The organism is Streptomyces sp. NPDC028991 (assembly GCF_055564775.1).
This window is the reverse complement of the sequence record NZ_JBVHVP010000008.1, coordinates 89,932-116,755: the sequence shown is the minus strand read 5'-3', so window position 1 is coordinate 116,755 and position 26,824 is coordinate 89,932. Positions and strand designations below refer to the sequence as shown.

The window sequence follows — 26,824 nt, the reverse complement described above, 5'->3', positions numbered from 1 at the left end:
TGCTTCCCCGTTCACCCGGCCACGGACGCCGCGGCACCCGCGATCTCCGCGAGCCGCACGGGTCTGCGCTCACGCCGGGAGAGCTCGCAGGCCTCGGCGATCCGCAGGGCCCGCAGCGCCTCGCGCCCGTCGCACGGGTTGGCCCGCTCGCCGCGCACGACCTCCACGAAGGTGGTCAGCTCGGCCTCGTAGGCGGGACCGAAGCGTTCCACGAAGCCGGTCCACGGCTTGTCCGCGGCCGGTGGCCCGGTCGGCTCCGTGGAGGCGATCGGCGTACGGTCGTCCAGACCCACGACGATCTGGTCCAGTTCCCCGGCCAGTTCCATGCGCACGTCGTACCCCGCCCCGTTCAGCCGCGTCGCGGTCACCGTGGCCAGCGTGCCGTCGTCCAGCGTGAGCAAGGCCGCGCCCGTGTCGACGTCGTCAGCCGCCCGGAACATCGGCGGCCCGGCGTCGGACCCGGCCGCGTACACGTCGGCGACCTCCCGGCCGGTCACCCAGCGCAGGACGTCGAAGTCGTGGATCAGCGTGTCCCGGTAGAGCCCGCCGGACTGCGGCAGGTAGGCGGCCGGCGGCGGCGCCTGGTCGCTGGTCACCGCCCGCACGGTGTGCAGCCGGCCGAGCCGACCGGACCGTACCGCCTCACGGGCCCCGGTGTAGCCGGCGTCGAAGCGGCGCTGGAACCCCATCTGAAGGATCGTCCCCGCGGTCTCCACCTCGTCGATCGCCTGGAGCGTGCCGGGCAGGTCCAGCGCGATGGGCTTCTCGCAGAAGACCGGCAGCCCCGAGCGGGCCGCCCGGCCGATCAGTTCGGCGTGGGCCGGTGTCGCCGTGGTGATGACCACGGCGTCCACACCCCACCGGAAGATCTCGTCCACTCCCGGAGCCGCCGTCTCACCCAGCCGGTGGGCCAGGTCCTGAGCCCGTGGGAGGTCGGCGTCCGTGAGGATCAGGGACCCGACGTCGCGATGGCGGCTGAGCGTGTTGGCGTGCACGGTGCCGATGCGGCCCGTACCGATGACCCCGATGCGCATGGAATCAAAGTGGGCTCACAGCCCTCGCGCTGTCAATGCGTATGTCCGGACAATCGAACTACACAACTTCCCGTCAACAGTGCACGGAGCTACGCTCGCCCCGTGCCGAAACCAGAAGTGGACCCGACCGTGTCGCTGGACCTCAGCGTGGATCGCAGCAGCCCCGTGCCGCTGTACTTCCAGCTGTCGCAGCAGCTCGAGGCGGCGATCGAGCACGGCGCGCTGACCCCCGGCAGCCTGCTCGGCAACGAGATCGAGCTCGCCGCGCGGCTCGGCCTGTCCCGGCCCACGGTCCGCCAGGCCATCCAGTCGCTGGTCGACAAAGGCCTGCTCGTGCGCCGCCGGGGAGTCGGCACCCAGGTCGTGCACAGCAAGGTCAAACGCCCGCTCGAGCTCAGCAGCCTCTACGACGACCTGGAGGCGGCGGGGCAGCGCCCGGCCACGAAGGTCCTGGTGAACACCGTCGTCCCCGCCACCGCCGGGATCGCCGCCGCACTCGGCGTCGCCGAGGAGAGCGACGTGCACCGGGTGGAGCGGCTGCGGCTGACCCACGGGGAGCCGATGGCGTATCTCTGCAACTACCTGCCGCCGGGTCTCTTCGACCTGGACACCGGGCAACTGGAGGCCACCGGCCTGTACCGGCTGATGCGCGCCGCCGGGATCACCCTGCACAGCGCCCGCCAGTGCATCGGCGCCCGCGCCGCCACCGTCGGCGAGGCCGAGCGGCTCGGCGAGGCCGAGGGCGCGCCCCTGCTCACCATGGAGCGCACGACGTTCGACGACACGGGACGCGCGGTCGAGTTCGGCACGCACAGCTACCGGCCGTCCCGCTACTCCTTCGAGTTCCAGTTGCTCGTACGGTCCTGACCTGCGCCGACCGCCGGCCCGGGCGCCGTGTCGTCAGCCGTGCCGATCGCCGGGCCACGCGCGGTGCGCTTCGCCGTGCGGGGCCGTCCCAATGTCCGGACAATGTGACCGACGTCTGCTCCCCGGCGCCGAGTGATCGAGTGCCATGTCGGACAATGGGGCGTTTGGGGTTTCGAGAACCCGGCCGGGTTCCCGCGGAACCCCGGCACGCACAGCACGGCACAGCAAGAAGGGCACGGCCTCGTGGCACGGTTTCGGACATGGGTGGGCATAGCGCTGGCAGGGGCACTGTCGGTGTCCCTGGCCGGGTGCAGCAGTACGGGCGGCAAGCGCGCCGAGGACGCCCGCAAGGCCGCGTCGGCGCAGGGGAAGGCGGCGGTGAACACGCCCCGCTGGACCTTCGCGATGATCACTCACTCGGGAGATGGCGACTCGTTCTGGGACATCGTCCAGAGCGGCGCCGAGCAGGCCGCGCTGAAGGACAACATCAACTTCCTGTACTCCCAGGACGACGAGGCCCAGCAGCAGGCGCAGCTCGTGAACGCGGCCATCGACAAGAAGGTCGACGGGATCATCGTCACGCTCGCCAAGCCCGCCGCCATGAAGTCCGCCCTGGCCCGTGCCCGGAAAGCCGGCATCCCCGTGATCACCGTGAACTCCGGCTCCGAGGAGTCCAAGGAGTTCGGCGCCCTCACGCACATCGGCCAGGACGAGACGATCGCCGGCGAGGCGGTCGGCGAGGAACTGAACGAGCGGGGGCGCGAGCAGGCGATCTGCGTGCTGCACGAGCAGGGCAACGTCGGTCACGAGCAGCGCTGCGACGGCGTCGAGAAGACCTTCGACGGCAGGGTCCAGCGGCTCTACGTCAACGGCACCAGCATGCCGGACGTGCAGTCCGCCATCGAGGCCAAGCTCCAGACCGACAAGTCGGTCGACGCGGTGGTCACCCTCGGCGCCCCCTACGCCGACACCGCCGTGAAGGCCAAGCAGGGCGCGGGCAGCGACGCCGAGATCGACACCTTCGACCTCAACGCCAAGGTGGCCGCCGGACTGGAGGACGGAACCCTCGGCTTCGCCGTCGACCAGCAGCCCTACCTCCAGGGCTACGAGGCGGTCGACCTGCTGTGGCTGTACAAGTACAACGCCGACGTCCTCGGCGGCGGCCGGCCGGTGCTCACCGGGCCGCAGATCATCACCAAGGAGGACGCCGCGGAGCTGGCCGACTACACGAAGCGGGGCACTCGATGAGCGCCATCACGGAGGCCCGGTCCGACGAAAGGATTCTGCAGATCTCGCCGCTGCGGAAACTGCTGGGCCGCCCGGAGCTCGGCTCCGTCGTCGGCGCGATCGCCGTCTTCGTCTTCTTCGCGTTCTTCGCCGACAGCTTCCTGCGCGCCACGAGCCTCAGCACGGTCCTCTACGCCGCCTCGACGATCGGCATCATGGCGGTGCCGGTGGCGCTGCTGATGATCGGCGGCGAGTTCGACCTGTCCGCGGGCGTCATGGTCACCTCGTCGGCCCTGGTCTCGTCGATGTTCAGCTACCAGATGACCGCCAACGTCTGGGTCGGCGTCGGCGTCTCCCTGCTGGTCACCCTGGCGATCGGGGCCTTCAACGGCTTCATGCTCACCCGCACCAAGCTCCCCAGCTTCATCATCACGCTCGGCACCTTCCTGATGCTGACGGGCCTGAACCTGGGCTTCACCAAGCTGATCGACGGCACCGTCTCCACGAAGACGATCGCGGACATGGAGGGCTTCCCCTCCGCCCGCGAGGTCTTCGCCTCCACGCTCACCGTCGGCGGCGTCGGCTTCAAGGTCACCATCCTGTGGTGGCTCGCCCTGGTCGCCGTCGCCAGCTGGATCCTGCTGCGCACCCGCGCCGGCAACTGGATCTTCGCGGTCGGCGGCAACCAGGACGCCGCCCGCGCGGTGGGCGTACCGGTCACGAAGACCAAGATCGGCCTCTACATGGGCGTGGGACTCGGCGCCTGGATCGCGGGCCAGCACCTGCTCTTCTCCTACGACGTCGTCCAGTCCGGCGAGGGCGTGGGCAACGAGCTGATCTACATCATCGCGGCCGTCATCGGCGGCTGCCTGATCACCGGCGGCTACGGCAGCGCCGTCGGCTCGGCGGTCGGCGCGTTCATCTTCGGCATGACCAGCAAGGGCATCGTCTTCGCCGAGTGGAACCCCGACTGGTTCAAGTTCTTCCTCGGAGCGATGCTGCTCCTCGCGACCCTGCTCAACGCCTGGGTCCGCAAGCGCGCGGAGGCCACCAAGTGACGCAGACCGAAGGCGGTACGCCGGGCAGCCGCACGGCGCTCGTGGAGCTGGCCGACGTCAGCAAGAACTACGGGAACGTCCGGGCCCTGGAAGGGGTCTCGCTCGAGGTGCACGCGGGCGAGATCACCTGCGTGCTCGGCGACAACGGCGCCGGCAAGTCGACACTCATCAAGATCATCGCCGGGCTGCACCAGCACGACGGCGGCACCCTGAACCTCGACGGCGAGGAGACCCGCCTCTCCTCCCCGCGCGAGGCCCTGGACCGCGGCATCGCCACCGTCTACCAGGACCTGGCCGTCGTCCCCCTCATGCCGGTCTGGCGCAACTTCTTCCTCGGCTCCGAACCACGCAAGGGCGTCGCCCCGTTCAAGCGCATGGACGTCGACCGCATGCGCCGTACCACCCGTGCGGAACTCCTCCGCATGGGCATCGACCTGCGCGACGTCGACCAGCCCATCGGCACCCTCTCCGGTGGTGAGCGCCAGTGCGTGGCGATCGCCCGCGCGGTGCACTTCGGCGCGAAGGTGCTGGTGCTCGACGAGCCGACGGCGGCACTGGGTGTGAAGCAGTCGGGAGTCGTCCTGAAGTACGTCGCGGCGGCACGGGACCAGGGCCTGGGCGTCGTCCTGATCACCCACAACCCGCACCACGCGTACCTGGTGGGAGACAGGTTCGTCCTGCTGAAGCGCGGCACGATGGTGGGCAACAGCACCCGTGACGAAGTCACCCTGGACGAGCTGACCCGGCAGATGGCCGGTGGCACGGAACTGGATGATCTGCGCCATGAACTGGAACGCCGCTAGCGGCAGGGGACCGGGCCGGTCCGCGGCTCCGCCGCGTGGGCGCGAGCGACCACGCCCCACCCGCTCGCGGCCGCCGACCGTTCCCGCCACCCTGTCCCATTCGGCACCCGGCACAGCCGTGCGGCACAATCGCACCCGATGAGCACCTACCGCGACTTCACCGCGCCCATCGGCTCCCGCCGCGCCCCGGTCCTGCGCACCGTGGGCACGAGGGAACGCCGCTCGCACCTCACGGCACCCCGCGTGCCGACGGTCGGCATCGACATCGGCGGCACGAAAGTCATGGCGGGCGTCGTGGACGCCGACGGCAACATCCTGGAGAAGCTCCGCACGGAGACGCCGGACAAGTCCAAGAGTCCCAAGGTCGTCGAGGACACCATCGTCGAGCTGGTGCTGGACCTCTCCGACCGGCACGACGTGCACGCCGTCGGCATCGGCGCGGCCGGCTGGGTCGACGCCGACCGCAACCGGGTGCTGTTCGCACCCCACCTGTCCTGGCGCAACGAACCCCTGCGCGACCGCATCGCCGGCCGTCTCGCCGTGCCCGTCCTGGTGGACAACGACGCCAACACCGCCGCCTGGGCCGAGTGGCGCTTCGGCGCCGGCCGCGGCGAGGACCACCTGGTCATGATCACGCTCGGCACCGGCATCGGCGGCGCGATCCTGGAGGACGGCCAGGTCAAGCGCGGCAAGTACGGGGTCGCCGGAGAGTTCGGCCACATGCAGGTCGTCCCCGGCGGCCACCGCTGCCCGTGCGGCAACCGCGGCTGCTGGGAGCAGTACAGCTCCGGCAACGCCCTGGTCCGGGAGGCCCGCGAGCTGGCCGCCGCCGACTCGCCGGTGGCGTACGGGATCATCGAGCACGTCAAGGGCAGCATCGGCGACATCACCGGCCCGATGATCACCGAGCTGGCCCGCGACGGCGACGCCATGTGCATCGAGCTGCTCCAGGACATCGGCCAGTGGCTCGGCGTCGGCATCGCGAACCTCGCGGCAGCCCTCGACCCGTCCTGCTTCGTGATCGGCGGCGGGGTCAGCGCCGCCGACGACCTGCTGATCGGCCCCGCACGCGACGCCTTCAAGCGCCAGCTCACCGGCCGCGGCTACCGCCCCGAGGCCCGCATCGTCCGCGCCCAGCTGGGGCCGGAGGCCGGCATGGTGGGTGCCGCCGACCTGTCCCGGCTGGTCGCCCGCAGGTTCCGCCGCGCCAAGCGGCGCCGGGTGGAGCGCTACGAGCGCTACGAGCGGTACGCGGAGGCCCGCCGCACGTCCCGGGAGTCGCTGTGACGGGCCCCCTGCCCCATCAGGCCGGGCCCCCGGACGAGCCCCGGCCCGAGGCCGAGGACCGCCGGCACATGATCCGCCGCCGGTCGCTCACCCTGCTCATCATCGTGCTGCTCATCGGTGTCCCGGCCGGCTACCTCATGATCTCCGCCAACCAGAGCCGGGACAGCGGCAGGGAGAAGGAGGCGAAGTACGCGGCGACCGGCATGACCGAGGGCTGGCCCTCCAAACTGCAGCGCCGCATCTACGAGGTGCCCGTCCCGGTCCCGTCCGAAGAGGTCGCGTACTACGAGACGAACAACTGGAAGACCAGTCGCCTCTACGTCCAGTTCGAGACCACCGGCGCCGGTCTGGACGCCTTCCTGGCGGGTCTGGGCGTGGACCGGGACGCACTGGAGAGCGGCAAGATCGCCATCAGTGACCGCGCCCGGCAGGTCACCGGCTGGGAGTTCGGCGGGCCCGGCTCCTGGTACGGCCTCGTCAACGAGCAGCGGAACCCGGCGCCCACCCAGGATGTCGTCGTGAACATGGAAGATCCGGACTTCCCGATGGTGTACGTCGTCTCGCGCACGGTTCCCTGACCGGGGCCGTGCGCCGACGGGGGCCGTGCGCCGGCAGGCCCGTGTGCCGACCAGGCCCGGCAGACCGCCGGGGCCGATTGTCAGACCCCGCCCTTAGAGTCGAAGACATCTGATCCGGCACACGGGCGGGAGGTGACAGGACGTATGAGCGACATGGCCGTGGTGGACACGATGACCGCGGGGCGAGCGGGGGAGCGGGACGCGGCGGGTCAGCCCCGGGAGCCCGTCCCGTCCGTCCCCGTCCGGCTCGCCGCCGTCTTCCTGCCCGCGCCGCTCCCGCGCGACGGGCGGATCGCCTTCTGGGACCCCGACGGCGGGCCCGTCGACACCGCCGCCCCCGAGCACGGTGCCACCCCTGAGCACGGTGCCGCCCCTGAGCACGGTGCCGCCCCTGAGTACGGTGCCACCGTCGCGCCGCCGGACGGCGGGGCCGCTGCCGCCTGGTCTCCCGAGGAAGGGGCTGGGGCTCCCGCCCCCACGTCGCCGGACGACGGGGCTGTTGCCGCCTGGCGCCCGGGTGGCACACCCGCCGTCTTCCCACCCGGGGGCGTGCCGGCGGCCTCCTCCCCCGGGGGCATGGCAGCCGCGTCGTCTTCCGGGGCCGGCGCGAGGCCCGCCGGGCCCACGGAACTCACCGTCGTGCGGCGGCACGGCGCCGGGGTGCGGCGCCGGGCGACGCCCGCGTTGTCGCTCCCGCTCGTCGAGGCGCTGCCCCTCCTGGTGCGCGCCCGGCACGACCCGGCCGCTCACCCGGCCACCGCCTGCTGGGGCGCCGCGGCCCTGCACGCCCTGCGGCTCGCCGCGCGCGGCCGGCTGCTGCCGGGCCTGACGACGACCGGACACGACGCCTGGCGGGCCGGCCCGCTGGACCCCGACGACATCGCGCACCTGCGGGCGGTGGCCGCCGCGCTGCCCCCGGAGGGCCACGCGGTCCCACTGGACGGCACCGGCCCGATCCGGCTGCCGGAACCGGAAGCGCTCGTCCGCGCCTTCCTGGACGCGGTCGCCGACACCCTGCCCCGCACCCCGGCCGCGCCCCACGCCTCGGGCCGGCCCTTCGCCGCACGCGGGGCCCAGCGACTGCCCGACGCACACGACTGGGCCGCGGAGGTCGCCGCCGGCATGGACGCGGGCGTGCGGATCTCGCTCCGCCTGGATCTGTCGGCGTACGACCTGTTCGACGGGGACGACGAGGGCGACGGCGGCGTCCGGAGCGCGGGGGCGGCCGTCGTCCAGGTGCACAGTCTCGCCGATCCCACGCTCGTGGCCGATGCGGCGGACCTGTGGTCGGGAGCGGCCGACGCGGCGTTCGGACCACGCGCCCGCGTGGACGCCGCCCTGGCGGTGCGGCGCGCGGCGCGGATCTGGCCGCCGCTCGACCGGCTCACCGAGCAGGACGTGCCCGACGTCCTGAGCCTGTCCGAGGAGGAGGTCGTCGACCTGCTGGGCGTGGCGGCCGGCCGGCTCTCCGCCGCCGGGGTAGCCGTGCACTGGCCCCGCGACCTGGCCCAGGACCTCACCGCGACGGCGGTGATCCGGCCCGCGCCCGGCTCCGCGACCGACGGCACCGGCTTCTTCGAGAGCGAGGATCTCCTCCGGTTCCGCTGGCAGCTGGCGATCGGCGGCGACCCCCTCACCGAGGCCGAGATGGACACCCTCGCGGAGGCTCACCGTCCGGTCGTCCGGCTGCGCGACAGGTGGGTGCTGGTCGATCCCGCCCTGGTCCGCCGCGCCCGTAAGCGCGACCTGGGCCTGCTCGACCCGGTCGACGCCCTGTCCGCCGCGCTGACCGGCACCGCGGAGGCCGACGGTGAGACGGTCGACGTGGTACCGGTCGGCGCGCTGGCCGCCCTGCGCGACCGGCTCACGGCCGGTGTCCGCCCCGCCGAACCGCCGTCCGGCCTGCGCGCCACCCTCCGCGACTACCAGTTGCGAGGCCTGGCCTGGCTCGACCTCATGACCTCCCTCGGCCTCGGCGGTTGCCTCGCCGACGACATGGGCCTCGGCAAGACGGTCACCGTCATCGCCCTGCACCTCAAGCGGGCCCGCACCGCACCGACGCTGGTGGTCTGCCCCGCCTCCCTGCTGGGCAACTGGCAGCGGGAGATCACCCGGTTCGCGCCCGGCGTCCCCGTCCGCCGCTTTCACGGCCCCGACCGCACACTGGACGACCTGACCGGCGGCTTCGTCCTCACCACGTACGGCACGATGCGGTCCGCCGCGGCGACTCTGGCCGAGCGGCCCTGGGGCATGGTCGTCGCGGACGAGGCACAGCACGTCAAGAATCCGTACTCGGCGACGGCCAAGGCGCTGCGCACGATCCCGTCCCCCGCGCGCGTGGCGCTGACCGGCACACCGGTGGAGAACAACCTCTCCGAGCTGTGGGCGCTGCTCGACTGGACCACCCCCGGGCTTCTCGGCCCCCTGAAGTCCTTCCGCGCCCGGCACGCCCGCGCGGTGGAGAACGGCGAGGACGAGGAAGCGGTGGCGCGCCTCGCCGGTCTGATCCGGCCCTTCCTGCTCCGCCGCAAGAAGTCCGACCCGGGCATCGTCCCGGAGCTGCCGCCGAAGACCGAGACGGACCACCCCGTCCCGCTCACCCGCGAACAGGCCGCGCTGTACGAGGCGGTGGTGCGCGAGTCGATGCTCGCCATCGAGTCGGCCGAGGGCATGGGCCGCCGCGGTCTGGTGCTCAAGCTCCTGACCTCGCTCAAGCAGATCTGCGACCACCCCGCGCTGTTCCTGAAGGAGGAACACCCGGCCGGCGGCGCCGACCGGCTGACCGCCCGTTCCGGCAAACTCGCCCTGCTGGACGAGCTCTTGGACACGCTGCTCGCGGAGGACGGATCGGCGCTCGTCTTCACGCAGTACGTCGGCATGGCCCGCCTCATCACCTCCCACCTGACCGCCCGCGCGGTCCCGGTCGACCTGCTGCACGGCGGTACGCCGGTGCCGGAACGCGAGCGCATGGTGGACCGCTTCCAGAGCGGAGCGAGCCCCGTTCTCGTCCTCTCCCTGAAGGCCGCCGGCACCGGCCTGAACCTCACCCGCGCCGGCCACGTCGTGCACTTCGACCGCTGGTGGAATCCGGCGGTCGAGGAACAGGCCACCGACCGCGCCTACCGCATCGGCCAGACCCAGCCGGTCCAGGTCCACCGGCTCATCACCGAGGGCACGGTCGAGGACCGCATCGCCGAGATGCTCGAGTCCAAGCGGGCCCTGGCCGACGCCGTCCTCGGCTCCGGCGAGGCGGCCCTCACCGAACTGACGGTCCGTGAACTGTCCGACCTGGTGTCCCTGCGGAGGCCGTCATGACTCCCCGGCCCGCCGACGAGGCCCGCCGCGCCTTGCGCGAGGCTCGCGAGCGCGATGAGGGAGCGCCGGACGCCCCCGCCGAAGCGGACGCCGGAGCGGGCGCGGGCACGACCGACCGCGCCCAGCCGGTGCCGGAGCAAGGCCACGACCAGCAACAGGATCAGCACCGGCACGAGCACGGGCACGGGCACGAGCACGGGCACCACGACGATGACCATGACCAGTGCCAGGACCAGGACCAGGACCCGAGCCAGGACCCGAGCCGGGACCGGCGGCCGGAGGCGCACACCGGGCGGTCCCGCCCGGGGGACGTCGCACGCGCGGCCCTGCGGAGCGCGCGGACCGCACGACACCCGGGGGAGGACGGCGGAACGGGCGCGGCGACGGGGGAGACGGGAGAGGAAGCGGACGGGCCCGAAGAGGTGACTCGCCCTCGCCCTGCCGGGCCGGTCCCCGGCGAGACGACCGCCCCTGCTCCGACGCCCTCTTCCCCCGACGCGCCCGCGGAACGCCCCGGCTCCGCGCGCGGCAGTGACACCCGCCCGGGGGATGTGGCGCGTGAGGCGTTGCGGGCGGCTCGTCGGCAGGCGACGGCGGACACCGCGGCCAAGGGAGCGGAGGGCACGCGGCGGCCGTCCCGCCCGGACCGCCGTCCGCAGGGAAGCGCCGGGCCGCGCACCGCCGACGCCCGCGCCCGCGCGGTACGGGACTTCGCCGCGGACGCGTTCCGGCTGCCCCCGGAGGCGGACACCGACGGAGAGTCCCCCACCGCTGAGGCTCCCGCCCCCCGGTCCACTCCCGCGTCCACTCCCGTGTCCTCTCGGGCCGCGCATCCAGAGGGCCCCGCCGAAGCCTCGGCGTCAGCCGCCGGTGAGCCGTGGCTCCGGCCCACGTCGTCGCACGGGCCACCGCCGCCACGGCCGCAGGAGGAACCGCGACCGGAGCGGGTCCCGGCGGCGCCGGGCCGAGTGCTCCACCCGGTGGCACCCGGCCAGGGGTCTCCCACACCGCCCGCGAACCCTCGTACCCCTCGCTCGATGGCCGCCCCGGGCCGTGACGGCGAGCTCCGTCGTACCTTCCCCGCCCTCCCGCCCCGGGCGGCGAACGAGGGCCTTGCCGGGACCTGGTGGGGAAACGCGTGGGTGACCGCGTTGGAGGAGGGCGCCCTGGACGCCGCGCGGCTGGCGCGAGGGCGTGGATACGCCGAACGCGGACACGTCGACGCCATCACCGTGACGCCCGGCCTGGTCCTCGCCTACGTGCAGGGCGGCCGGCCCCGGCCGTACCGAGTGCAGGTGCGGCTGCGCACGCTCGACGACGCCGGCTGGGAGCGGTTCCTGGACGCCGCCGTCGAGCGGCCGGGGCACATCGCCGCCCTCCTCGACAAGGAACTGCCCCACTCCCTGGCCGACTGCGGTGTTCCCCTGCTTCCCGGCCCCGGCGACCTCGTCCCGCAGTGCAGTTGCCCCGACTCCGGGCACCCGTGCAAGCATGCCGCCGCCCTCTGCTACCAGACGGCACGGCTGCTCGACGCCGACCCCTTCGTGCTGCTCCTGCTGCGCGGCCGGGGCGAACGCGAGCTGCTCGACGCCCTGTCCCGGCTCAACGCGGCCCGCGCCGCCCGCGCCGCCCAGGACCGCGGACCGGCGCCCCTGCCCGGTGTCCGGGCGGGCGAGGCACTGGCCGCGCGCGCCCTGCCGCCCCTCCCGGCGCCGCTGCCCCCGCCCCCGCATCCGGAACAGCCCCCGGCCTACCCGGCGGCACCCGGCGGCCCCGACCCCTTCGCGCTGGACCAGCTGGCGACCGATGCCGCCGCCCGCGCCCACGCCCTGCTCACCACCGGCCGTGACCCGGTCGGCGGGCTGACACTGTGGCAGGACGCCGTCCGCCTGGCAGCGGCCCGCCCCGGTTCCGGCCTCACGGCCGGCAGTCGTGCTCTGTACGCGTCCCTCGCCGGTGCCGCCGGGCGGGGTACGACGGACCTGGCGCGCGCGGTGGCCGCCTGGCGCCAGGGCGGCCCGGAGGGCCTCGACGTCCTGGAGGATCCCTGGGATCCGCCGGCCGGCCGCTTCGACCGCGCACGCCCGCTTCTGCTCGCCGCCGACCTCCCCGCCTTTCGCCCCTGGCGCAACCGCCTCACCCACCCCGAGGGGCACACACAACTCCGCCTCGGCCGCACGGGCCTGTGGTACGCCTACGAGTCCGAACCAGGCCACGACGACTGGTGGCCCCGAGGGACCCCCGACCTCGACCCGGTCGGGGCCCTCACCGGCCTGGGCACGCCCGCGGACCAGTGACGCGGTCGGCCGCTGCGGGCCGGACGCTGAGCGACGTACGGCTGAGCAGGCGCGGCCGGGAGCCGAAGCGTCGAACACCTCCGGAGCGAACGCCGGGTCCGCCCGGCGGGGAGGACCGGCCGGCGGAGCCTCGGCCGAGCGGACGGCGGACCGAGCGGACGGCGGGCCGAGCGGACGGCGGGCCGAGCGGACGGCGGGCCGAGCGGACGGCGGACCGAGCGGACGGCGGACCGGCCGGATCGCCGGGGGAAAGGGTCTACGTGCAGGTCCCGGGGAGCCGCCTGAGCCGCCGGTCTCGAGGGATTGTCACTGTCACCCCGGTGGCAGGTGCAGCTGCCAGCGGAGTTCGTCGTTGCGGCGCTCGCCGGTGCAGGTGAGGCCCGCCCGGGCGGCGGCCCGGGCGGAGGCGTGGTTGTCCGGGTGAATGTCGGCCACGACGGTGTCGACGCCTTGGTCCCGGAGCCAGGCGATCACTCCCAGGCCCGCCTCCCTGCCGATGCCCCGGCCCTGCCAGGGCCGCCCTGTCACCAGGGAGATGACCGCGGTCACGCCATGGTCGGAACGTGTGACGATCGCCTGCACGAAGCCCGTGAGACAGTCGGCCTCGCGGAGGTGGACGACCCAGTTGCACCACGAGACCGCCGGATCCGGTGAACCGGCGACCAGGTACTCGTAGCGGGTTCGCATGACCTCCGCCGTGGGCGGCGCGCCGGCGAAGAACTCGAACAGATCCGGGTCGGCCAGTACTCCGGCCATCTCGGACGCGTGTTCCACCCGAAGCGGCAGGAGCACGAGTCGGTCGGTGTGGATCGGTTCGATCGCTGGGTCTCCCACTGGTCCTCCTGTCCTCCTGTCGGCCGGGGACGGGAACGTCCCGTTCGCGCGCGTGTCCTTTCCCGCGGCGTTCCGCCCCGCCCGGACGGGGCCCGGCGGGGCGGAAACACCTGACGTCCAGCGGTTGTGGTCAGCTGATCGTGCCGCTGCCCTCGGTGCCGAGGCCGGTCACCGTGTCACAGCAGCACCCCAGGTCGTGCAGACGGTCGGCCTCCAGCATCTCGGTCGGTTCCAGCAGCTGCAGGTCGTTGACGTTGTCCGACATCGCGTTCACCTCTCTGTTGTGGGTTCTTGCGTCGTACGGACGGCACGCGGGGGGCTCGGCGCCGCCAGCGTGAAGTCGTCCGTCATCCACCACCGCTCACCTCCGTGGCGGAGGCGATGCAGGAATCCGATCGGTCCGGCCATCCCCAGGTTGTAGCTGTGGTTGGGTTCGGTGTCGGATTCCGCCACGACGACCAAGCGGTTCTCGCGCAGTGCGCAGAAGCGCCACAGCGCCGTGACGTGTTCCGCGGCCCAGTCCCGGTAGTGGTCCTCTCCGGTGGCGGCCGCCATGTCCAGCAGGAACTCCCCGTTGCCGGCGAGCCCATGACAGTGTGTGTGGCCCAGCAGCCATTTCCGCTGGCGCGCGCTGACGGCGGCCCGGTGGGCGGCCTCCCGGAAACGCTCGTCCCCGGTGGCCCGCCAGAGCCGGATCAGGAAGGTGCCGATTCCAGGAGCGCCGTTGCACCACCAACACGAGATGTGGGCGCGCTCGTCCGCGTCGCCCTCCGGGTCCGCCACCGACCAGCTGATGCCGGCACCGTCCTCGCGGGCCGAGGCGAGCAGCGACTCTCCGCCGCGCACCGCCGAGTCGAGGAGGTCCGCCCGGTCCAGCTCCCGTGCCGCGGCCAGTAAGAAGGCGCCGATGCCCGCGAGCCCGTGTGCGAAACCGTAGTCGCTGGCGTCGGTCGTCGTACGCAAGGCCTCGGGGTCCAGCCATCTGCGGCCCCGCGAGGTGCGGGCGTCGAGCAAGGAGGTGACGCACCGCTCCGCCCGGTCGCGGAACTCCTCGTCTCCGGTGCGGCGCCACAGGTGCAACTGGGCGAATCCGTTGCCCGCCAGCCCGTGGGTGATGTCGGCTTGGTGCCAGACCGTGGGCAGGCCCTTGGCGCGCCGCGCACTCCGCTGCCGGATCTCCTCCTCGCCGAGGGCGTCGGCGGCTTCGTACATGGCCCAGTACGTGCCCGCGCGACCGAAGTACAGGCCGGGGAGCTGCCGCGGCTCCCGGTCGGTGCGCCGGTCCAGCCAGGTCAGTGCGGTGCGCAGGGCGTCGACCAGCCGCTGCCCGCCGTGCCCGGTGAGTGCCCCGCGGCGGAGCACCTCCAGCGTCCCGCCGACACCCGCCTGAACGGCAAAGGGGTCGAAGCGCTGCCCGCCGATCGCCGGAACGGACCAGGGCGCGTGCTCGGACGACGGGTCCAGGGCGGTGACGAGCTGGTCCCAGCCGTCGGTGAGCAGCCGGTCGGCGTCGGCCCCCACACGGGGCAGCCGTCCCGCGGCCGCCGGTTCCGGGAACGGAGCGTGCAGGGCGTCCCGTACTTCGGCCGGTGCGGGCCGCTGCTCGGGGTCCTCCCGCATGAGTCCGGTGATCAGCGGGGCGAGAACGGCGAGCGCCGGGCTGTCCGCGGAGGCCGCCTCCACCAACTGCCGGACTCGCTCGTCGTGGGGACGTGGTGACACGGCCCGCGTGGTCCCCGGGCGGTCCGCGGGCAGGAGGGGAGCGAAGCCGGTACACAGGTGGAAGAGCGTCGCACCGAGGCCGTAGAGGTCGGCAGCCGTGGTGGCCGGGGAGGTCCGGTCCGAACCGATGAAGACCTCGGGCGCCGTGAACCCGGGAGTACCCACACTGATCACCGGCTCCTCGACCGCCGCCACGAACTCGGTGTCGATCAGCAGCAGGTCTCCCTCCGGGGTGACCATCACGTTGCTGGGGGCGAAGTCCCGGATCACCAGACCCTTGTCGTGTACGGCCGCGACCAGTTCCACCAGGCGCCGGGCCGTCGGCAGCACCTGCTCGGGAGCCAGGGTCCGGCCGGGTTCCCTGTGGACCCGGTCCCGCGCCCACCTGTACAGGGTCGTGCCGGGCACCTCCTCCTCGGCGAGGAAGACGTGCCCCTGGTACTCGAAGAGATCCACCGGCCGGACCGCGATGCCCAACGGCTCCAGCGCGGTCAGCGTCCGGTATTCGTTGCGGAGGTAGTCGCGTGCGTCGGTGCCGTCCGGCCTCGCGTCGATGTAGGGGCGCGCCTCCTTCACCACCGTCTTGCGGTCACCGTCCTGCTGGTCGAACGCGCGGTAGACACCGCCCCTGTTCGAGTGCCGGATGGCCTCGCGCACCAGGAAGCGACCGCCCAGGAGGACGGGGGAGGGGGCACTGCCGCCGGCGGCGGTCCCGCCGCGGGGCGCGCGCTTCGCGTCGCCCGCCTTGAACGGCAGGGTGGCCCACGGTGGGGGTGAGAACCAGGCGTTGCGCCTGTCGGGGGTCCAGCCGCCGTCGGGGGCGACGAGGACGGGGACGTAGAAACCGTCGTCCTCCAGCCGGGGCGGCAGGCCGCCGAAGCCTCCGTAGCGGTAGTGCACGACGCTGTGCGGCCGGTAGGCACGATCGGAGAGGACGGCGGGCCCTTCCAGGCCCTCGGTCGCCTCGTGCAGGGCATCGAGCAGCCGGACGAACTGGGCGTCGTCGTCCGGATAGACGGTGATGAACTTGCCCCCGGAGCCACGGTCCACGCGGAGGGAAAGGAGGCTCCGCAGGCGGCTCGGGCTGTGGGCGAACTTGAAGGCGACCCGCTCCCGCAGAAGCAGCCGGGCAGCGGCCGTCAGCACCCGTTCCGCGGATCGCGGGGTTGCCGACAGATGGATCTTCCAGCCCTGAACACGGAGTCCGGTACCGGGTGGGGTCACCACGCACCACAGGTCACGGATGTCGGTCCGCCACCCTTCATCCGGCACCAACTCGTCGCGGAGGGCGGCGAGTATGCCTCGATAGGCGTGGTCGTCACCGTCCGGGTGGCCGAGGGGGGCCATGTCCATTCCGCACCTCTCCATTCGTCCGATGTGTCGAGGCGTGCGACGAGGTAGTGGTCGGACACCGGGTGCGGAGGAGGCGAAGGAGTCCACGTCGGCGATGACCGCCGCGTTTCCACCCGCTCGACGCATCCGGCACTGCTTGGATGGAGAATCCGTGTGCTTGCGGCTCCGGAGCTGTCACGCCATCGGTCGGCTTTCCGGAGAGCGTGTTCATACTGGCGTCACCGGATATCCGGTGCGTATCCGGGTGTTATCCGGTACGCCCTTGCGCGCGGCCGCCAGGATCAGCCGTCTCGTAGCGTCCTGACGACCGCGATGGCCTGATCCGGCAAGGCGATGGGACGGCCCCAGTAGTCGTAGATGCCGCCGCGGGCGCGGTTTCGTGCACGACGAGCTCAGCCCGGGGCGATCTCACGGCGTAGCCGCCGCTCCGTCTGTGCTGCGGTCTCCATACTCACGCTGACCATCGGCGAGACTCCTCGACTCGTAAGCCGTGACCCCACCCGGGAATCACCGTGCGATTGCCTCCCGCTCCGGAACACCGGCCCCGGACGGCGCAACCGTCGTCGCAACGCCCGCGCCGTCAGGACACGGCAGCGATCGAGCGGCCCGCCCAGTCCGGAGCCGGTTCGGTCAGCTCCGTGAAACGGCGCCGGACCGCGTCCGGGAACTCGGCGGCCCGGCCCGCCCGTTGGTCGACGTGGACCGCGAGCAGCTCGGTCGTCGCCACCGGAGCCGCGTCCGGCGTCGGCTCCGACTCCGGTCCGGACACCACGTACATCTCGTGCACGAAGCGCGCCTTGCGCGCTGCCGCTCCCAGCACCCGCGTACGGATGGCCAGATGGGCGGCCTCGGGCACGTCCTGGAGGAAGCGGACGTGGGACTCGACCGTGTAGAGGGAGCAGCCCGTGGACTCGCGGTAGGCGGAGTCCAAGCCCGTCTCGATCATCAGCGTGTCCGTGGCGTGACCGAACACGAGGACGTAGAAGGCCTCGCTCATATGGCCGTTGTAGTCGATCCACTCCGGGCGGACCGTGCTGTGGAACAAAGGCCGCCGCGTCATCGGGAGCCCTCCTCGCGGCCCAGACGGCCGGTGGCGCGCAGCACTTCGACGACACCCCGGTCGCGTTCGGCCACCAGCTCCGCGATGGAGCGGCCGCCCGCCGCCTCGTCACAGCCCGCCACCACGGCGTCGTACAACTCCTTGTCCAGCTCCGGCGCTTCGAGGCGTGTCCACGGCGACTTCAGGGACGGGCCGAAGTGGTCCAGCATGTGCGCCATACCGCCCTCGCCGCCCGCGAGCGCGAACGTCAGCATCGGCCCCATCACCGCCCAGCGCAGCCCGGGCCCCTCGGTGATCGACAGGTCGATGTCCCGGACCGTCGCCTCGCCGTTCGCGACCATGTGCAGCGCCTCGCGCCACAGGGCCTCCTGGAGGCGGTTCGCGATGAAGCCCGGCACCTCGTCGTCCATGGTGATGACGGACTTGCCCGCGACCTCGTAGAAGCGGGAGGCCCAGGTGACCGCCGTCGCGTCGGTGCGCTCGCCGCCGGCGACCTCGACGAGCGGGATGAGATACGGCGGGTTGAACGGGTGGCCGACGACCAGGCGAGAGGGGTCTGCGGCCGTCGTCTGCATCTCGGTCATCGGATAGCCGGAGGTGGAGGAGGCGATGACGACGCCGGGCGGTGTCGCCGCGTCCAGGCGGGCCAGCAGATCGCGCTTGAGGCCGAGCTTCTCGGGAGCGCTCTCCTGTACGAACTCGGCGTCGGCCACGGCCTGTTCGAGGGTGTCGGTCACGGTGAGCCGGTCGGTCGACGCGCCTTCGGCCAGGCCGAGCACGGTGAGCGTCGGCCACGCCGCGTCGACCAGGCGGCGCAGCTTCTGGCCGGCGTCGGGTGCCGGATCCCAGGCGGTCACGTCGTAGCCGCGCGCCAGGAAGTGGGCGACCCAGCCGCCGCCGATGACTCCGGCGCCGACGCAGGCGACGCGGCGGACGTTCTCCGGTGCGGTGATCTCCGGCGCGGCGGTCTGCGGTGACGACGCCTTCGGGGACGTCGGCTCGGGTGCGGTCGGCTCGGGTGAGGTCATGAGAGGGATCCTTCGTCGTCGAGGCGGACTACTTGCGCGGCTTGAGGCCGAGAGTGGCGCGGGCCTCGTCCGGTGTCGCGACGCGCGCGCCGATCGACTCGGTGAGGGTCACGGCCCGCTCGACGAGCTGGGCGTTGGTTGCCTTGTTGCCCTTGCCGAGGTACAGGTTGTCCTCCAGGCCCACGCGGACGTGGCCGCCGAGCAGGATCGACTGCGCGACCCACGGCATCTGCATCCGGCCGAGCGCGAAACTCGCCCAACGTGCACCGTCCGGAAGCATGTTGACCATCGACTGGAGCACTCCGGGGTCCGCGGGCGCGCCCCACGGGATGCCCATGCACAGCTGGAACACGGTCGGGTCGTCGAGCAGGCCCTCGGCGAGCAACTGCTTGGCGAACCAGAGCTGACCCGTGTCGAAGATCTCCAGCTCCGGCCGCACACCCAGCTCCTGGACGCGTCGCGCGCCCGCGCGCAGCATGTCGGGCGTCGAGACGTAGAGGTTCGAGCCGTCGCCGAAGTTGAGCGAGCCGCAGTCGAGCGTGCAGATGTCGGGAAGCAGGTCCTCGACGTGCGGAAGGCGCTCCAGACCGCTGACGAGGTCGGTGCCCGGGAGGTGGGCGAGCGGGTCGTCCGGGTCGATGACGAGATCGCCGCCCATGCCGGCGGTGAGGTTGATGACGACGTCGGTGCCGGTCTCCTTGATGCGCTCGACGACCTCGCGGTACAGCTTCGGGTCGCGAGACGGATCGCCGGTCTCAGGGTCGCGTACATGGATGTGGACGACGGCCGCTCCGGCGGCGGCCGCCTCCACGGCGTTCCTGGCTATCTGCTCCGGGGTGACGGGCACGTGAGGGCTCTTGCGGACGGTGTCGCCGGCGCCTGTGAGCGCGCAGGTGATGATGACGTTCTCGGTCATGGGCATGCGGGGGCCTCCCGAAGTATTGCCGCTCCGGCGATGGCGGAGCGGGGCGCGGGGCGCGGGGCAGGGTGCGGGGCCACCATGGCTACGGGGCCACCATGGCTACGGGGCTACGGGGCTACGGGGCTACGGGGCTACGGGGCTACGGGGCTACGGGGCTACGGGGCTTACGGGGTTACGGAGCTGTGGCTACGGAGCTGTGGGGCTACGGGGCCAGGATGGTGTGGGTGACGTGGGTGGTCAGTGCCGCGTGCATCGCGTCCGCGGCACTGGCGGACGACGGCCCGCTCACCGAGAGGACGTGCGTCGCCAGGCCGTCGATCAGGGCCGTCAGCGTCAGTGCCGCCGCCCGCGGATCGACCTCCGCGCGGAACACGCCTTGTGCGACACCTCGGCGGACGACGTCGGCGACCGTCTCCCGCCACTGCCGGTAGTACTCGGAATGCAGCCGGCCCACCGCCGTGGAGCGTGCGGCCTCGGCCCACAGGTCGAGCCACACCGCCCACTGGCGGCGCTGCTGCGCGGTGCGCGGTGTCTGCAGCGCGATGAGCTGGCGCAGCTCCGCCGCCGCGTCGTCCGCCTCGGCGAGACGGGCGGCACGGCGCGCGGTGTCCTCGTCCATGCACCAGCGCACGGCCGCCTCCAGGAGTTCGGCGCGGCCCGGGAAGTGGTAGTGGATCGCGGCGCTGCTGGTGGCGCAGGCGCGGGCGATGTCGGCGACCCGCACCGCGTGGAAACCGTGCTCCGCGATCAGCCGGACCGTCTCGCGGACGATCTGCAGCGGTCGCCCGCCCTCGACGGGAGCGGCCGGCGCCGAGTCCCTCTCGCGGGGTCGGGCGCCGAGCAGCCAGCCCGCGTCGACCCGGCCCTCGTCGGCGATCCGCGCCAGTTCCGCGGCCGTGAAGCGGCGGGTGCCGCTCAGCGAACGCGAGAGCTTGGACGGATCCATGACGACACGGCGCGCGAACTCGCGCTGGCTGACGCCCGCGGCCGCGATGACCTCGCGGACACGGGCGGCGGCGGTCGGTGCGCCTTCGGGGACATCGTCGGTTTCCACAGGGCACGACCTTAGAGGTGCGTTGCGGAAAACTCAACACACTCGGCGAGTGAAGGTACTGGTTAGAGGATGATTGAGATCACTGACTGGCGTGTCAGTCAGAAGCGGACCACGGATATCAGTCGTCGTACGACAGGCCGTGCCCGGAGCGGAAGAGGACCTTGGCCGGGTCGTCGGCCCGCTGGATGGGTACGGGCAGCTTGCCGCGCGGCTCGACCCGGCCTGCGATCACCCGGGCGGCGGCGCGCAGTTCGACCTCGGTCCAGCAGTAGGAGACCAGTGAGGCCGGGACGTCGCGGAGGTGGGCGATGTCGTAGGGGTTGCGCACCGCGAGGTGGACGACGGGGACGCCCGTCGCGAGCAGCCGGGACACCAGGGTGCGCTGGGTGCTGGTGGCGCCGACGTTGTCGGTGGTGACCACCACCGCGTCCCGTCCCCGTGCGGCGGCCACGGCCTCGTCGATCTTCGCCGGGTCGGGCGTCCGGCCGGTGGCGAGGTGGGTGGTGCGGTAGCCCAGTTCGTCGAACGCCTTGGCCAGCTCGGGCACCGTGGTGCGGGTGTCGTCGGTCGGGAAGGCCGGGCTGGCGCCGACCACGAGCAGGTTCCGCTGCCCGCGGCGCAGCGGGAGCGCATCGTCCTCGTTGACCAGCAGGGTGGTGGTGCGCTCGGCGATCCGGGCGGCGGCGAGCCGGTGCCTGCGGGCGCCGACGACCCGGTCGACCTCCTTCGGGGAGACGTAGGGGCTGCCGCTGAGCAGCCCGACCTTGTCCTTGATCCGCAGGATGCGCAGGACCGATTCCTCGAGTCGGTCTTCGGTGATCTCTCCGCTGCGGACGGCGGCCAGGACGCCGTGGTAGGCGACGTCGATGTCCGGCGGGAACAGCAGTTGGTCGGCGCCGGCCTTGAGGGCGAGGACGGGCACGCGGTCGTCGCCGTACTTGGTGCGCACACCCTGCATGTTGAGGGCGTCGGTGACGATCACGCCCTCGAAGCCGAGTTCGTCGCGCAGCACGCCCTGGAGGATCGCGGGCGACAGGGTGGCCGGTTCGTTGCTGGGGTCGAGCGCCGGGACCTGGAGGTGCGCGGTCATGATCGAGTCGACGCCGGCGGCGATCGCGGCCTTGAAGGGCGGGGCGTCGACGCGGTCCCACTCCTCGCGGGTGTGGGTGATCACGGGCAGTCCGGTGTGGCTGTCCTCCCCGGTGTCCCCGTGGCCCGGGAAGTGCTTGGCACAGGCCACGACGCCGGCCTGCTGATAACCCGCCACCTGGGCGGCCACCATGCGACCCACCTCGCGGGCGTCGGCGCCGAAGGAGCGGATGTTGATGATGGGGTTGGCCGGATTCACGTTGACGTCGGCGACCGGGGCGAAGTTCTGGTGGATGCCCAGGGCGGCGAGCTCGGTGCCCGAGATCCGTCCGGCGGTGCGCGCGTCGGAGCGCGAGCCGCCCGCGCCGAGCGCCATCGCCCCCGGCAGCTGGGTGGCGCCGCTGCCGATGCGGACGTTGGCCCCGTGCTCCTGGTCGATGGAGATCAGGGACGGGATGGGAGTCGGCAGGGCGAGCGAGGCCCGCTGCACACCGTTCGTCAAGTCCGCTGTCTGGCGGGGATCCTGGATGTTGTTCGCCCAGCCGGAGAAGTAGATGACACCGCCGATGTGGTACTTGGCGATGAGCTCGGCCACGGTACGGACGCCGAGTTCCCTGGAGTTGCGTTCCTGGTCGAACTGGCTGGGTGAAGTCGCCGACGTACCGTAGAAGTACGGCACGAACAGCTGGCCGATCTTCGCCTCGATGCTCATCTTGGAGATGATCTTCTTGAGGCGGTGGTCGCGACGGTGCGCGACCGCGGGGGTGGCCGCCGCGCCCACGGCGCCCGTCGCGCCGGCGGCGACCACGGTCGCGGAGGCGAGAACGGTCCGTCTGGACAGACTCCGGTCCTGCATGCGGACATGCTCCTTCCAGCCTTGCCCAGCAAGGGAATTGAAGGAAAACGCGAAGGGCTTCGAACAGCGGGTAACGTAGCCCGCCTTTCACGGGCAGGGCAATAGGTCTAGACAAGCGTGTCAATCATCTTCCCGTCCGTGCGAAATGGTGGTGCGCGTCTGCCCGGACCACCGATACGCGCACGGTGCCGCAGGGCATCCTCCGAACACGATTGGCCCCGCTCCCTTTGCCCCGGACGATGTGGGTACCCAGGGTGGGAACATCGGGTGGTGAAAGGAGCGACCATGACATCCCTCTCCGCGGTGCGCGGGCGGTGTGCTCTTGTCACAGGTGCGCTCGTCCTGGCCATGACCGCGAGCGGATGCGGTGGGGACGACGAGTTCTCCCTGCCGGACTGGGAGGCGCCGGGCCAGAACGGCCGTGTCGGCGATCTGATGATCCGGTACGCGCACGTGGCTGAACCGCAGGACGGTCCGTGGCAGCCCGGAGACGACGTCCCCGCCTACGTGTGGCTCTACAACAAGGGCGACGAGGCCGACAAGCTCGTGGGCGCCGAGACGCCGGCCGCGGCCTCGGTGGACTTGGTGGACTCCGACGGCAAGGTGCTGACCGGCGGGGTCGACCTCCCGGTGGGCCGGCTCGTCCAACTGGAGCGGGACAGGACGCACCTGGTGCTGCGCGACGTGAACCGGCAGATCAGGGGCGGCGACTTCATGAAGTTCACCATGCGGTTCGAGAAGGCCGGCACGACCACCTTCAACATTCAGGCACAGGTGCCCGCCTACGAGGAAAGCCCCTCGCCGACCGGGTGAACCGCTCGTGCCGCCGCTCGTGCCGCCGCTCGTGCCGCCGACCGGGTGAACCGCTCGTGCCGCCGGCCGTGCCGCCGGCCGTGGTGTCATGGGCGTTGTTCACCGGCCAGGGGCCCGCTGTCCAGCTCCGGACTGTCACGCCGGAGCGTGCATTGCCCGGCGGCTCGTGAACCGGGCGGCGCGCACTCGTTCGCCGTTTCCCTCGGGCGACCCTTGCGGCCGCTGAGCGGCGTACGGGCCCCGCGGCTGCCTTGCCGCCGGTGCGCGGCATGCGACCCGGTACCGGCAGCCCGGCGCCCTTGAGGCGTCGGCCACCCGCCGCGGCCCTTCCCAGGTGGCGCGGACGGGCACGGGCACCACCATCGGGTGGTCCTTCAGCCGCGTGGCTCTTCGGGGAGGAACGTCACCTGCGGGGCGCCCGTGCGCGGATGGGTGGCGACCTCCGCCGCCACTCCGTAGACCTCGGCCAGGAGCCGCGGGGTGAGTATCTCGGCCGGCGGGCCGGAGGCGGTGACCTCGCCGGCGTGCAGGACGTAGAGGCGGTCGCAGTAGTAGGCGGCCAGGTTGAGATCGTGCAGGGCGAGCAGCACGGTCGTGGGCAGACGGCGCAGGGTGCCGAGCACCGACAGTTGGTGGCGGACGTCGAGGTGGTTGGTGGGTTCGTCGAGGACGAGGAGGGTGGGCCGTTGGGCGAGGGCGCGGGCGATGAGGACGCGCTGGCGTTCGCCGCCGGAGAGCCGGTCGAAGGGGCGGTCGGCCAGGTGGACGGCGTCGACCGCCAGGAGCGCGGAGTCGATGAGCCCGGCGTCCTCGGGGGTGTCGCCGGCGAGGAGCCGTTTGTGCGGGGTGCGGCCCATGGCGACGACCTCCCGGACGGCGAGATCGAAGTCGGCCGCCGAGTCCTGGACCACCGCGGCCACGGTGCGGGCCAGTTGCCGCACCGGCAATGACCAGGCGTCGCCTCCGTCGACCCGGACCTGACCGGCGTCCGGGCGCAGGACACGGTAGACGGTGCGCAGGAGGCTGGACTTGCCGCTGCCGTTGGGACCGACGAGGCCGATGGTCTCGCCCGGGCGGGCGGTCAGGGACACGTCGCGCACCAGGTGGCGCGCTCCGGCGGTGAGCGTGACGCCGTCGACGCTCAGTTCGGTCGCGGTCATGCCACTCCTCGGTCGGTGCCGCGCCGGGCGTCCCGGCGCATCAGCCACAGGAAGAACGGCCCGCCGCACAGGGCCGTGAGCACGCCGACGGGTATCTCCGTCGGCGCGGCGATCGTCCGTGCGGCGATGTCCGCCCAGATGAGGAAGACCGCTCCGCCGAGTGCCGCCGTCGGCAGGACCCGGCGGTGGTCGCCGCCGACGAACAGGCGCACGATGTGGGGCATCATCAGGCCGACGAAGCCGATCGGTCCGGCCGCCGCGACCAGTACGCCGGTGACGAGGGAGAGCAGGACGAACAGGCGGGCGCGGAAGCGGGCCACGTCCAGTCCCATGGTGGTGGCCGCCTCCTCGCCGGCCAGCAGCAGGTTCAGGTTGCGCGCCTGGGCCATGAGGACGCCGACGCCGAGCAGCAGGGCCGCGCCCGGCAGCCACAGGGTGCCCCAGTTGACCCCGCCGAGGCCGCCGAGGGTCCAGGCGAGGACCGCGCGGGCCTCGTTGCCCCGGTCGGTGGTGAGCAGCAGCAGATTGAGCACCGCGGTGAGCACCGCCGCGATCGCCACTCCGGACAGCACGAGCCGCGACGAGGTGATGCGTCCGCCGGTGCGCGCGGTGGCGTACACGAGCAGGAGCGCGCCCAGGGCGCCCACGAAGGCGGCCACCGACAGGGAGACCGGCCCGAAGAGGGTGACCCCGAAGACGATCACGGCGACCGCGCCGAGGGACGCCCCCGAGGAGACGCCAAGCAGGTACGGCTCTGCGAGCGGGTTGCGCACCAGGGCCTGTAGCGCGGTGCCGACCACCGCCAGGCCGGCGCCGGTGACCGCACCGAGCAGTACCCGCGGCGCCCGCACGTCCACCACGATGGTCTCCCGGGCCCGCGACCAGCCGGGCTCCTGCCAGTCGGCACCCAGCGCGTGCGTCACGATGCCCCACACCTCGCCGGGCGGCACCCGGACGGAGCCGATCGCGAGGCCCGCCGTGGCGGAGACGACGAGCAGGGTGGTGAGTACGAGCAGCGTGACCGCCAACCCCGTACGGCCCGCCCCTGGCTCGGTCGTCTTCCACCGTTGAGCCGTCCGTTCGGTGGACGTGTCGGTGGCGGCCTGGGTCACCGGAAGCTCTCGGGGTGCAGTCCGCGGGCCAGGTCGTCGACCGCGTAGGCCGAGCGGATTCCTACCAGGGTGGCGGTCAGCGGCAGGACGACGAACCGCTTGTTCCTGACGGCGGGCACGTCGGCGAGCGCGGGTTGGGAGAGCAGGAACCTCTTCTTCTCCTCGACGCTTCCGGCGCCCGCGTAGTCGTAGATGGCGATGACCTCCGGCCTGCGCTCGACGACTTGCTCCCAGGAGACGTCGCCGAAGACGTCGTCGAGGTCGGCGAAGACGTTCTCGCCGCCGGCCAGCCGGATCAGCTCGGTGCCCAGGCTCTTGCCGCCCGCGGTGAACGCGCTCTTGTCGCCGCTGTCGTAGAGGAAGACGGGCACCTCTGGCTCGCCCGCGACCTCGGCGGCGGCCTTGCCGACGCGGTCCTCGAGGTCGGTGACCAGCCTGTCGGCCCGGTCCGGGACACCGAAGATCCTGCCGATGGCGCGGATCTCGTCGTAGGTGTCCCGCATCGTCACCCGCTTCTCGCCGCAGTACTCGCGGTTGAGGTAGGTGTCGATGCCGGCGTCGGCGAACGCCTTGCGGGACCGGCCCTCGTTCTCGGCGAAGGCGCTGCCGTAACCGCCGTAGACGAGATCGGGTTCGGCGTCCAGGACCGTCTCGAACGACGGTTCCTTCTCCGCCAGCTCGGGGATCGCCTCGTAGTCCTTCTTCAGCTCGGGCAGGACGGCGGAGTCGGGGAAGGCCGTGCCGGCCATCCGGTCCTTCAGGCCGAGGGCGAGCATGAGTTCCGCCGGGTGCTGGTGGATGGTGACCACCCGTGACGGCGGCCTGTCGTACGTCGTCCTCACGCCGCAGTTGTCGATGGTGACCGGGAAGCCGGTGGGCACGGCCGTGGTGGCCTTCGCGTCCCCGCCGCCCTCGTCGGACGGACCGCAGCCGGTGGTCAGCAGTACTGACGAAAGAGCCATGGCGGCGGCCGTGGCACGAAGGAACCCGCGCGTGCGGGCAGGGGTGAACAGCTGGGACACGTGAAGCCTCCTGGAGTCCGCGCTCCTCGGATCGGGCCCGCGACGGACCAGTGTCCTGACTCCCGGATCGACGTTCCCTCCGCCTTCCCGCGCGGGGCGCAGTGGCGTGTCGGAGGGGCGCTCCCCGGTCACAGTGGCGGGACCGTGCCGGATTCGCACCGGCTTCCTGTCTCCCGTCGCGGCGATGACCAGGTGATCCTACGTTTCCCCGAGCCGACGGCGAAAGGGCGTGCGGACCCGGCCGCACGCCCCGAGCCTCCCGCACGCCTCGCGGACAGCCTGGTACGGGGGTGGCAGCGCACTCTTCTGCGGCTGGCCCGCCCGGCCCGTCGG

21 protein-coding genes, 1 pseudogene and 1 riboswitch are annotated in these 26,824 nt (G+C 72.5%); of the genes and pseudogenes, 9 read left to right on the top strand and 13 right to left on the bottom strand.

Annotated features, from left to right (window positions below; all coding sequences use genetic code 11):
• Window positions 1-11 precede the first annotated feature (11 nt).
• The gene (locus tag ACZ4V1_RS18605; RefSeq protein WP_468336813.1) at window positions 12-1,034 is read right to left on the bottom strand and encodes a Gfo/Idh/MocA family protein; all 1,023 of its coding nucleotides are present in this window, start codon (window positions 1,032-1,034) and stop codon (window positions 12-14) included.
• Between the two features lie 129 nt (window positions 1,035-1,163).
• On the opposite strand from ACZ4V1_RS18605, the gene ACZ4V1_RS18600 reads away from it, so the two are divergent.
• The 8 genes from ACZ4V1_RS18600 (at window position 1,164) to ACZ4V1_RS18565 (ending at window position 12,466) form a co-directional block, all read left to right on the top strand.
• Complete coding sequence (locus tag ACZ4V1_RS18600) at window positions 1,164-1,901, top strand: myo-inositol degradation transcriptional regulator (RefSeq protein WP_468337325.1); 738 nt, start codon at window positions 1,164-1,166, stop codon at window positions 1,899-1,901.
• A gap of 243 nt (window positions 1,902-2,144) precedes the next feature.
• Complete coding sequence (locus ACZ4V1_RS18595; RefSeq protein WP_468336810.1) at window positions 2,145-3,149, top strand: sugar ABC transporter substrate-binding protein; 1,005 nt, start codon at window positions 2,145-2,147, stop codon at window positions 3,147-3,149.
• Window positions 3,146-4,186, top strand: coding sequence for an ABC transporter permease (locus ACZ4V1_RS18590; RefSeq protein WP_468336807.1), 1,041 nt, complete (start codon window positions 3,146-3,148; stop codon window positions 4,184-4,186). Before ACZ4V1_RS18595 ends, ACZ4V1_RS18590 begins: the two co-directional genes overlap by 4 nt.
• Entirely contained in the window at window positions 4,183-4,989 is an 807-nt protein-coding gene (locus ACZ4V1_RS18585; RefSeq protein WP_468336804.1) for an ATP-binding cassette domain-containing protein, read from the top strand. Before ACZ4V1_RS18590 ends, ACZ4V1_RS18585 begins: the two co-directional genes overlap by 4 nt.
• A 138-nt stretch (window positions 4,990-5,127) precedes the next feature.
• Window positions 5,128-6,276: an ROK family glucokinase gene (locus ACZ4V1_RS18580; RefSeq protein ID WP_055419429.1), complete on the top strand. Its 1,149-nt coding sequence runs from the start codon at window positions 5,128-5,130 to the stop codon at window positions 6,274-6,276.
• Window positions 6,273-6,854 carry a sugar kinase gene (locus tag ACZ4V1_RS18575; protein ID WP_468336801.1) on the top strand — a complete coding sequence of 194 codons (582 nt, stop codon included), beginning with the start codon at window positions 6,273-6,275 and terminating at the stop codon, window positions 6,852-6,854. The genes ACZ4V1_RS18580 and ACZ4V1_RS18575 overlap by 4 nt, the downstream gene beginning before the upstream one ends.
• Window positions 6,855-6,998: 144 nt before the next feature.
• On the top strand, window positions 6,999-10,169 hold the full coding sequence (locus tag ACZ4V1_RS18570) for a DEAD/DEAH box helicase (RefSeq protein WP_468336798.1): 3,171 nt from the start codon (window positions 6,999-7,001) through the stop codon (window positions 10,167-10,169).
• Window positions 10,166-12,466 carry an SWIM zinc finger family protein gene (locus ACZ4V1_RS18565; protein WP_468336795.1) on the top strand — a complete coding sequence of 767 codons (2,301 nt, stop codon included), beginning with the start codon at window positions 10,166-10,168 and terminating at the stop codon, window positions 12,464-12,466. The genes ACZ4V1_RS18570 and ACZ4V1_RS18565 overlap by 4 nt, the downstream gene beginning before the upstream one ends.
• 312 nt (window positions 12,467-12,778) lie before the next feature.
• Here ACZ4V1_RS18565 and ACZ4V1_RS18560 read toward each other — a convergent pair whose 3' ends face one another.
• The 9 genes and pseudogenes from ACZ4V1_RS18560 to ACZ4V1_RS18520 all read right to left on the bottom strand — a co-directional run bounded on the left by ACZ4V1_RS18560 (window position 12,779) and on the right by ACZ4V1_RS18520 (window position 22,384).
• Window positions 12,779-13,300: a GNAT family N-acetyltransferase gene (locus tag ACZ4V1_RS18560; RefSeq protein ID WP_468336792.1), complete on the bottom strand. Its 522-nt coding sequence runs from the start codon at window positions 13,298-13,300 to the stop codon at window positions 12,779-12,781.
• A gap of 130 nt (window positions 13,301-13,430) precedes the next feature.
• Window positions 13,431-13,565, bottom strand: a complete 135-nt coding sequence (locus tag ACZ4V1_RS18555; protein ID WP_468336789.1) for a hypothetical protein — start codon at window positions 13,563-13,565, stop codon at window positions 13,431-13,433.
• Window positions 13,566-13,570: 5 nt separating this feature from the next.
• Window positions 13,571-16,375 (bottom strand): class IV lanthionine synthetase LanL, encoded by a 2,805-nt coding sequence (gene lanL, locus ACZ4V1_RS18550; RefSeq protein WP_468336786.1) that lies wholly within the window; start codon window positions 16,373-16,375, stop codon window positions 13,571-13,573.
• Between the two features lie 281 nt (window positions 16,376-16,656).
• Window positions 16,657-16,743 (bottom strand): annotated as a pseudogene (locus tag ACZ4V1_RS18545) (DUF6196 family protein); the annotation flags it as partial.
• A gap of 212 nt (window positions 16,744-16,955) precedes the next feature.
• A complete protein-coding gene (locus tag ACZ4V1_RS18540) occupies window positions 16,956-17,435 on the bottom strand; it encodes a thioesterase family protein (protein ID WP_468336783.1) in 480 nt (159 codons plus the stop codon).
• The gene (locus ACZ4V1_RS18535; RefSeq protein ID WP_468336780.1) at window positions 17,432-18,463 is read right to left on the bottom strand and encodes a 3-hydroxyacyl-CoA dehydrogenase NAD-binding domain-containing protein; all 1,032 of its coding nucleotides are present in this window, start codon (window positions 18,461-18,463) and stop codon (window positions 17,432-17,434) included. Before ACZ4V1_RS18535 ends, ACZ4V1_RS18540 begins: the two co-directional genes overlap by 4 nt.
• A gap of 28 nt (window positions 18,464-18,491) precedes the next feature.
• On the bottom strand, window positions 18,492-19,385 hold the full coding sequence (locus tag ACZ4V1_RS18530) for a beta-keto acid cleavage family enzyme (protein WP_468336777.1): 894 nt from the start codon (window positions 19,383-19,385) through the stop codon (window positions 18,492-18,494).
• Window positions 19,386-19,587: 202 nt separating this feature from the next.
• The gene (locus ACZ4V1_RS18525; protein ID WP_468336774.1) at window positions 19,588-20,439 is read right to left on the bottom strand and encodes a TetR/AcrR family transcriptional regulator; all 852 of its coding nucleotides are present in this window, start codon (window positions 20,437-20,439) and stop codon (window positions 19,588-19,590) included.
• A 118-nt stretch (window positions 20,440-20,557) separates the two neighbouring features.
• On the bottom strand, window positions 20,558-22,384 hold the full coding sequence (locus tag ACZ4V1_RS18520; RefSeq protein WP_468336771.1) for a glycoside hydrolase family 3 protein: 1,827 nt from the start codon (window positions 22,382-22,384) through the stop codon (window positions 20,558-20,560).
• A gap of 285 nt (window positions 22,385-22,669) precedes the next feature.
• On the opposite strand from ACZ4V1_RS18520, the gene ACZ4V1_RS18515 reads away from it, so the two are divergent.
• The gene (locus tag ACZ4V1_RS18515) at window positions 22,670-23,197 is read left to right on the top strand and encodes a copper chaperone PCu(A)C (RefSeq protein ID WP_468336768.1); all 528 of its coding nucleotides are present in this window, start codon (window positions 22,670-22,672) and stop codon (window positions 23,195-23,197) included.
• A 374-nt stretch (window positions 23,198-23,571) separates the two neighbouring features.
• Here ACZ4V1_RS18515 and ACZ4V1_RS18510 read toward each other — a convergent pair whose 3' ends face one another.
• Genes ACZ4V1_RS18510 through ACZ4V1_RS18500 form a run of 3 tightly spaced genes read right to left on the bottom strand, consistent with a single transcriptional unit; the run spans window position 23,572 to window position 26,431 of the window.
• Complete coding sequence (locus tag ACZ4V1_RS18510; protein ID WP_468336765.1) at window positions 23,572-24,357, bottom strand: ABC transporter ATP-binding protein; 786 nt, start codon at window positions 24,355-24,357, stop codon at window positions 23,572-23,574.
• Window positions 24,354-25,469, bottom strand: coding sequence for a FecCD family ABC transporter permease (locus tag ACZ4V1_RS18505; RefSeq protein WP_468336762.1), 1,116 nt, complete (start codon window positions 25,467-25,469; stop codon window positions 24,354-24,356). The genes ACZ4V1_RS18510 and ACZ4V1_RS18505 overlap by 4 nt, the downstream gene beginning before the upstream one ends.
• On the bottom strand, window positions 25,466-26,431 hold the full coding sequence (locus ACZ4V1_RS18500) for an ABC transporter substrate-binding protein (RefSeq protein WP_468336759.1): 966 nt from the start codon (window positions 26,429-26,431) through the stop codon (window positions 25,466-25,468). Before ACZ4V1_RS18500 ends, ACZ4V1_RS18505 begins: the two co-directional genes overlap by 4 nt.
• An 88-nt stretch (window positions 26,432-26,519) precedes the next feature.
• A riboswitch (cobalamin riboswitch) is annotated at window positions 26,520-26,697 on the bottom strand.
• Window positions 26,698-26,824: the final 127 nt, after the last annotated feature.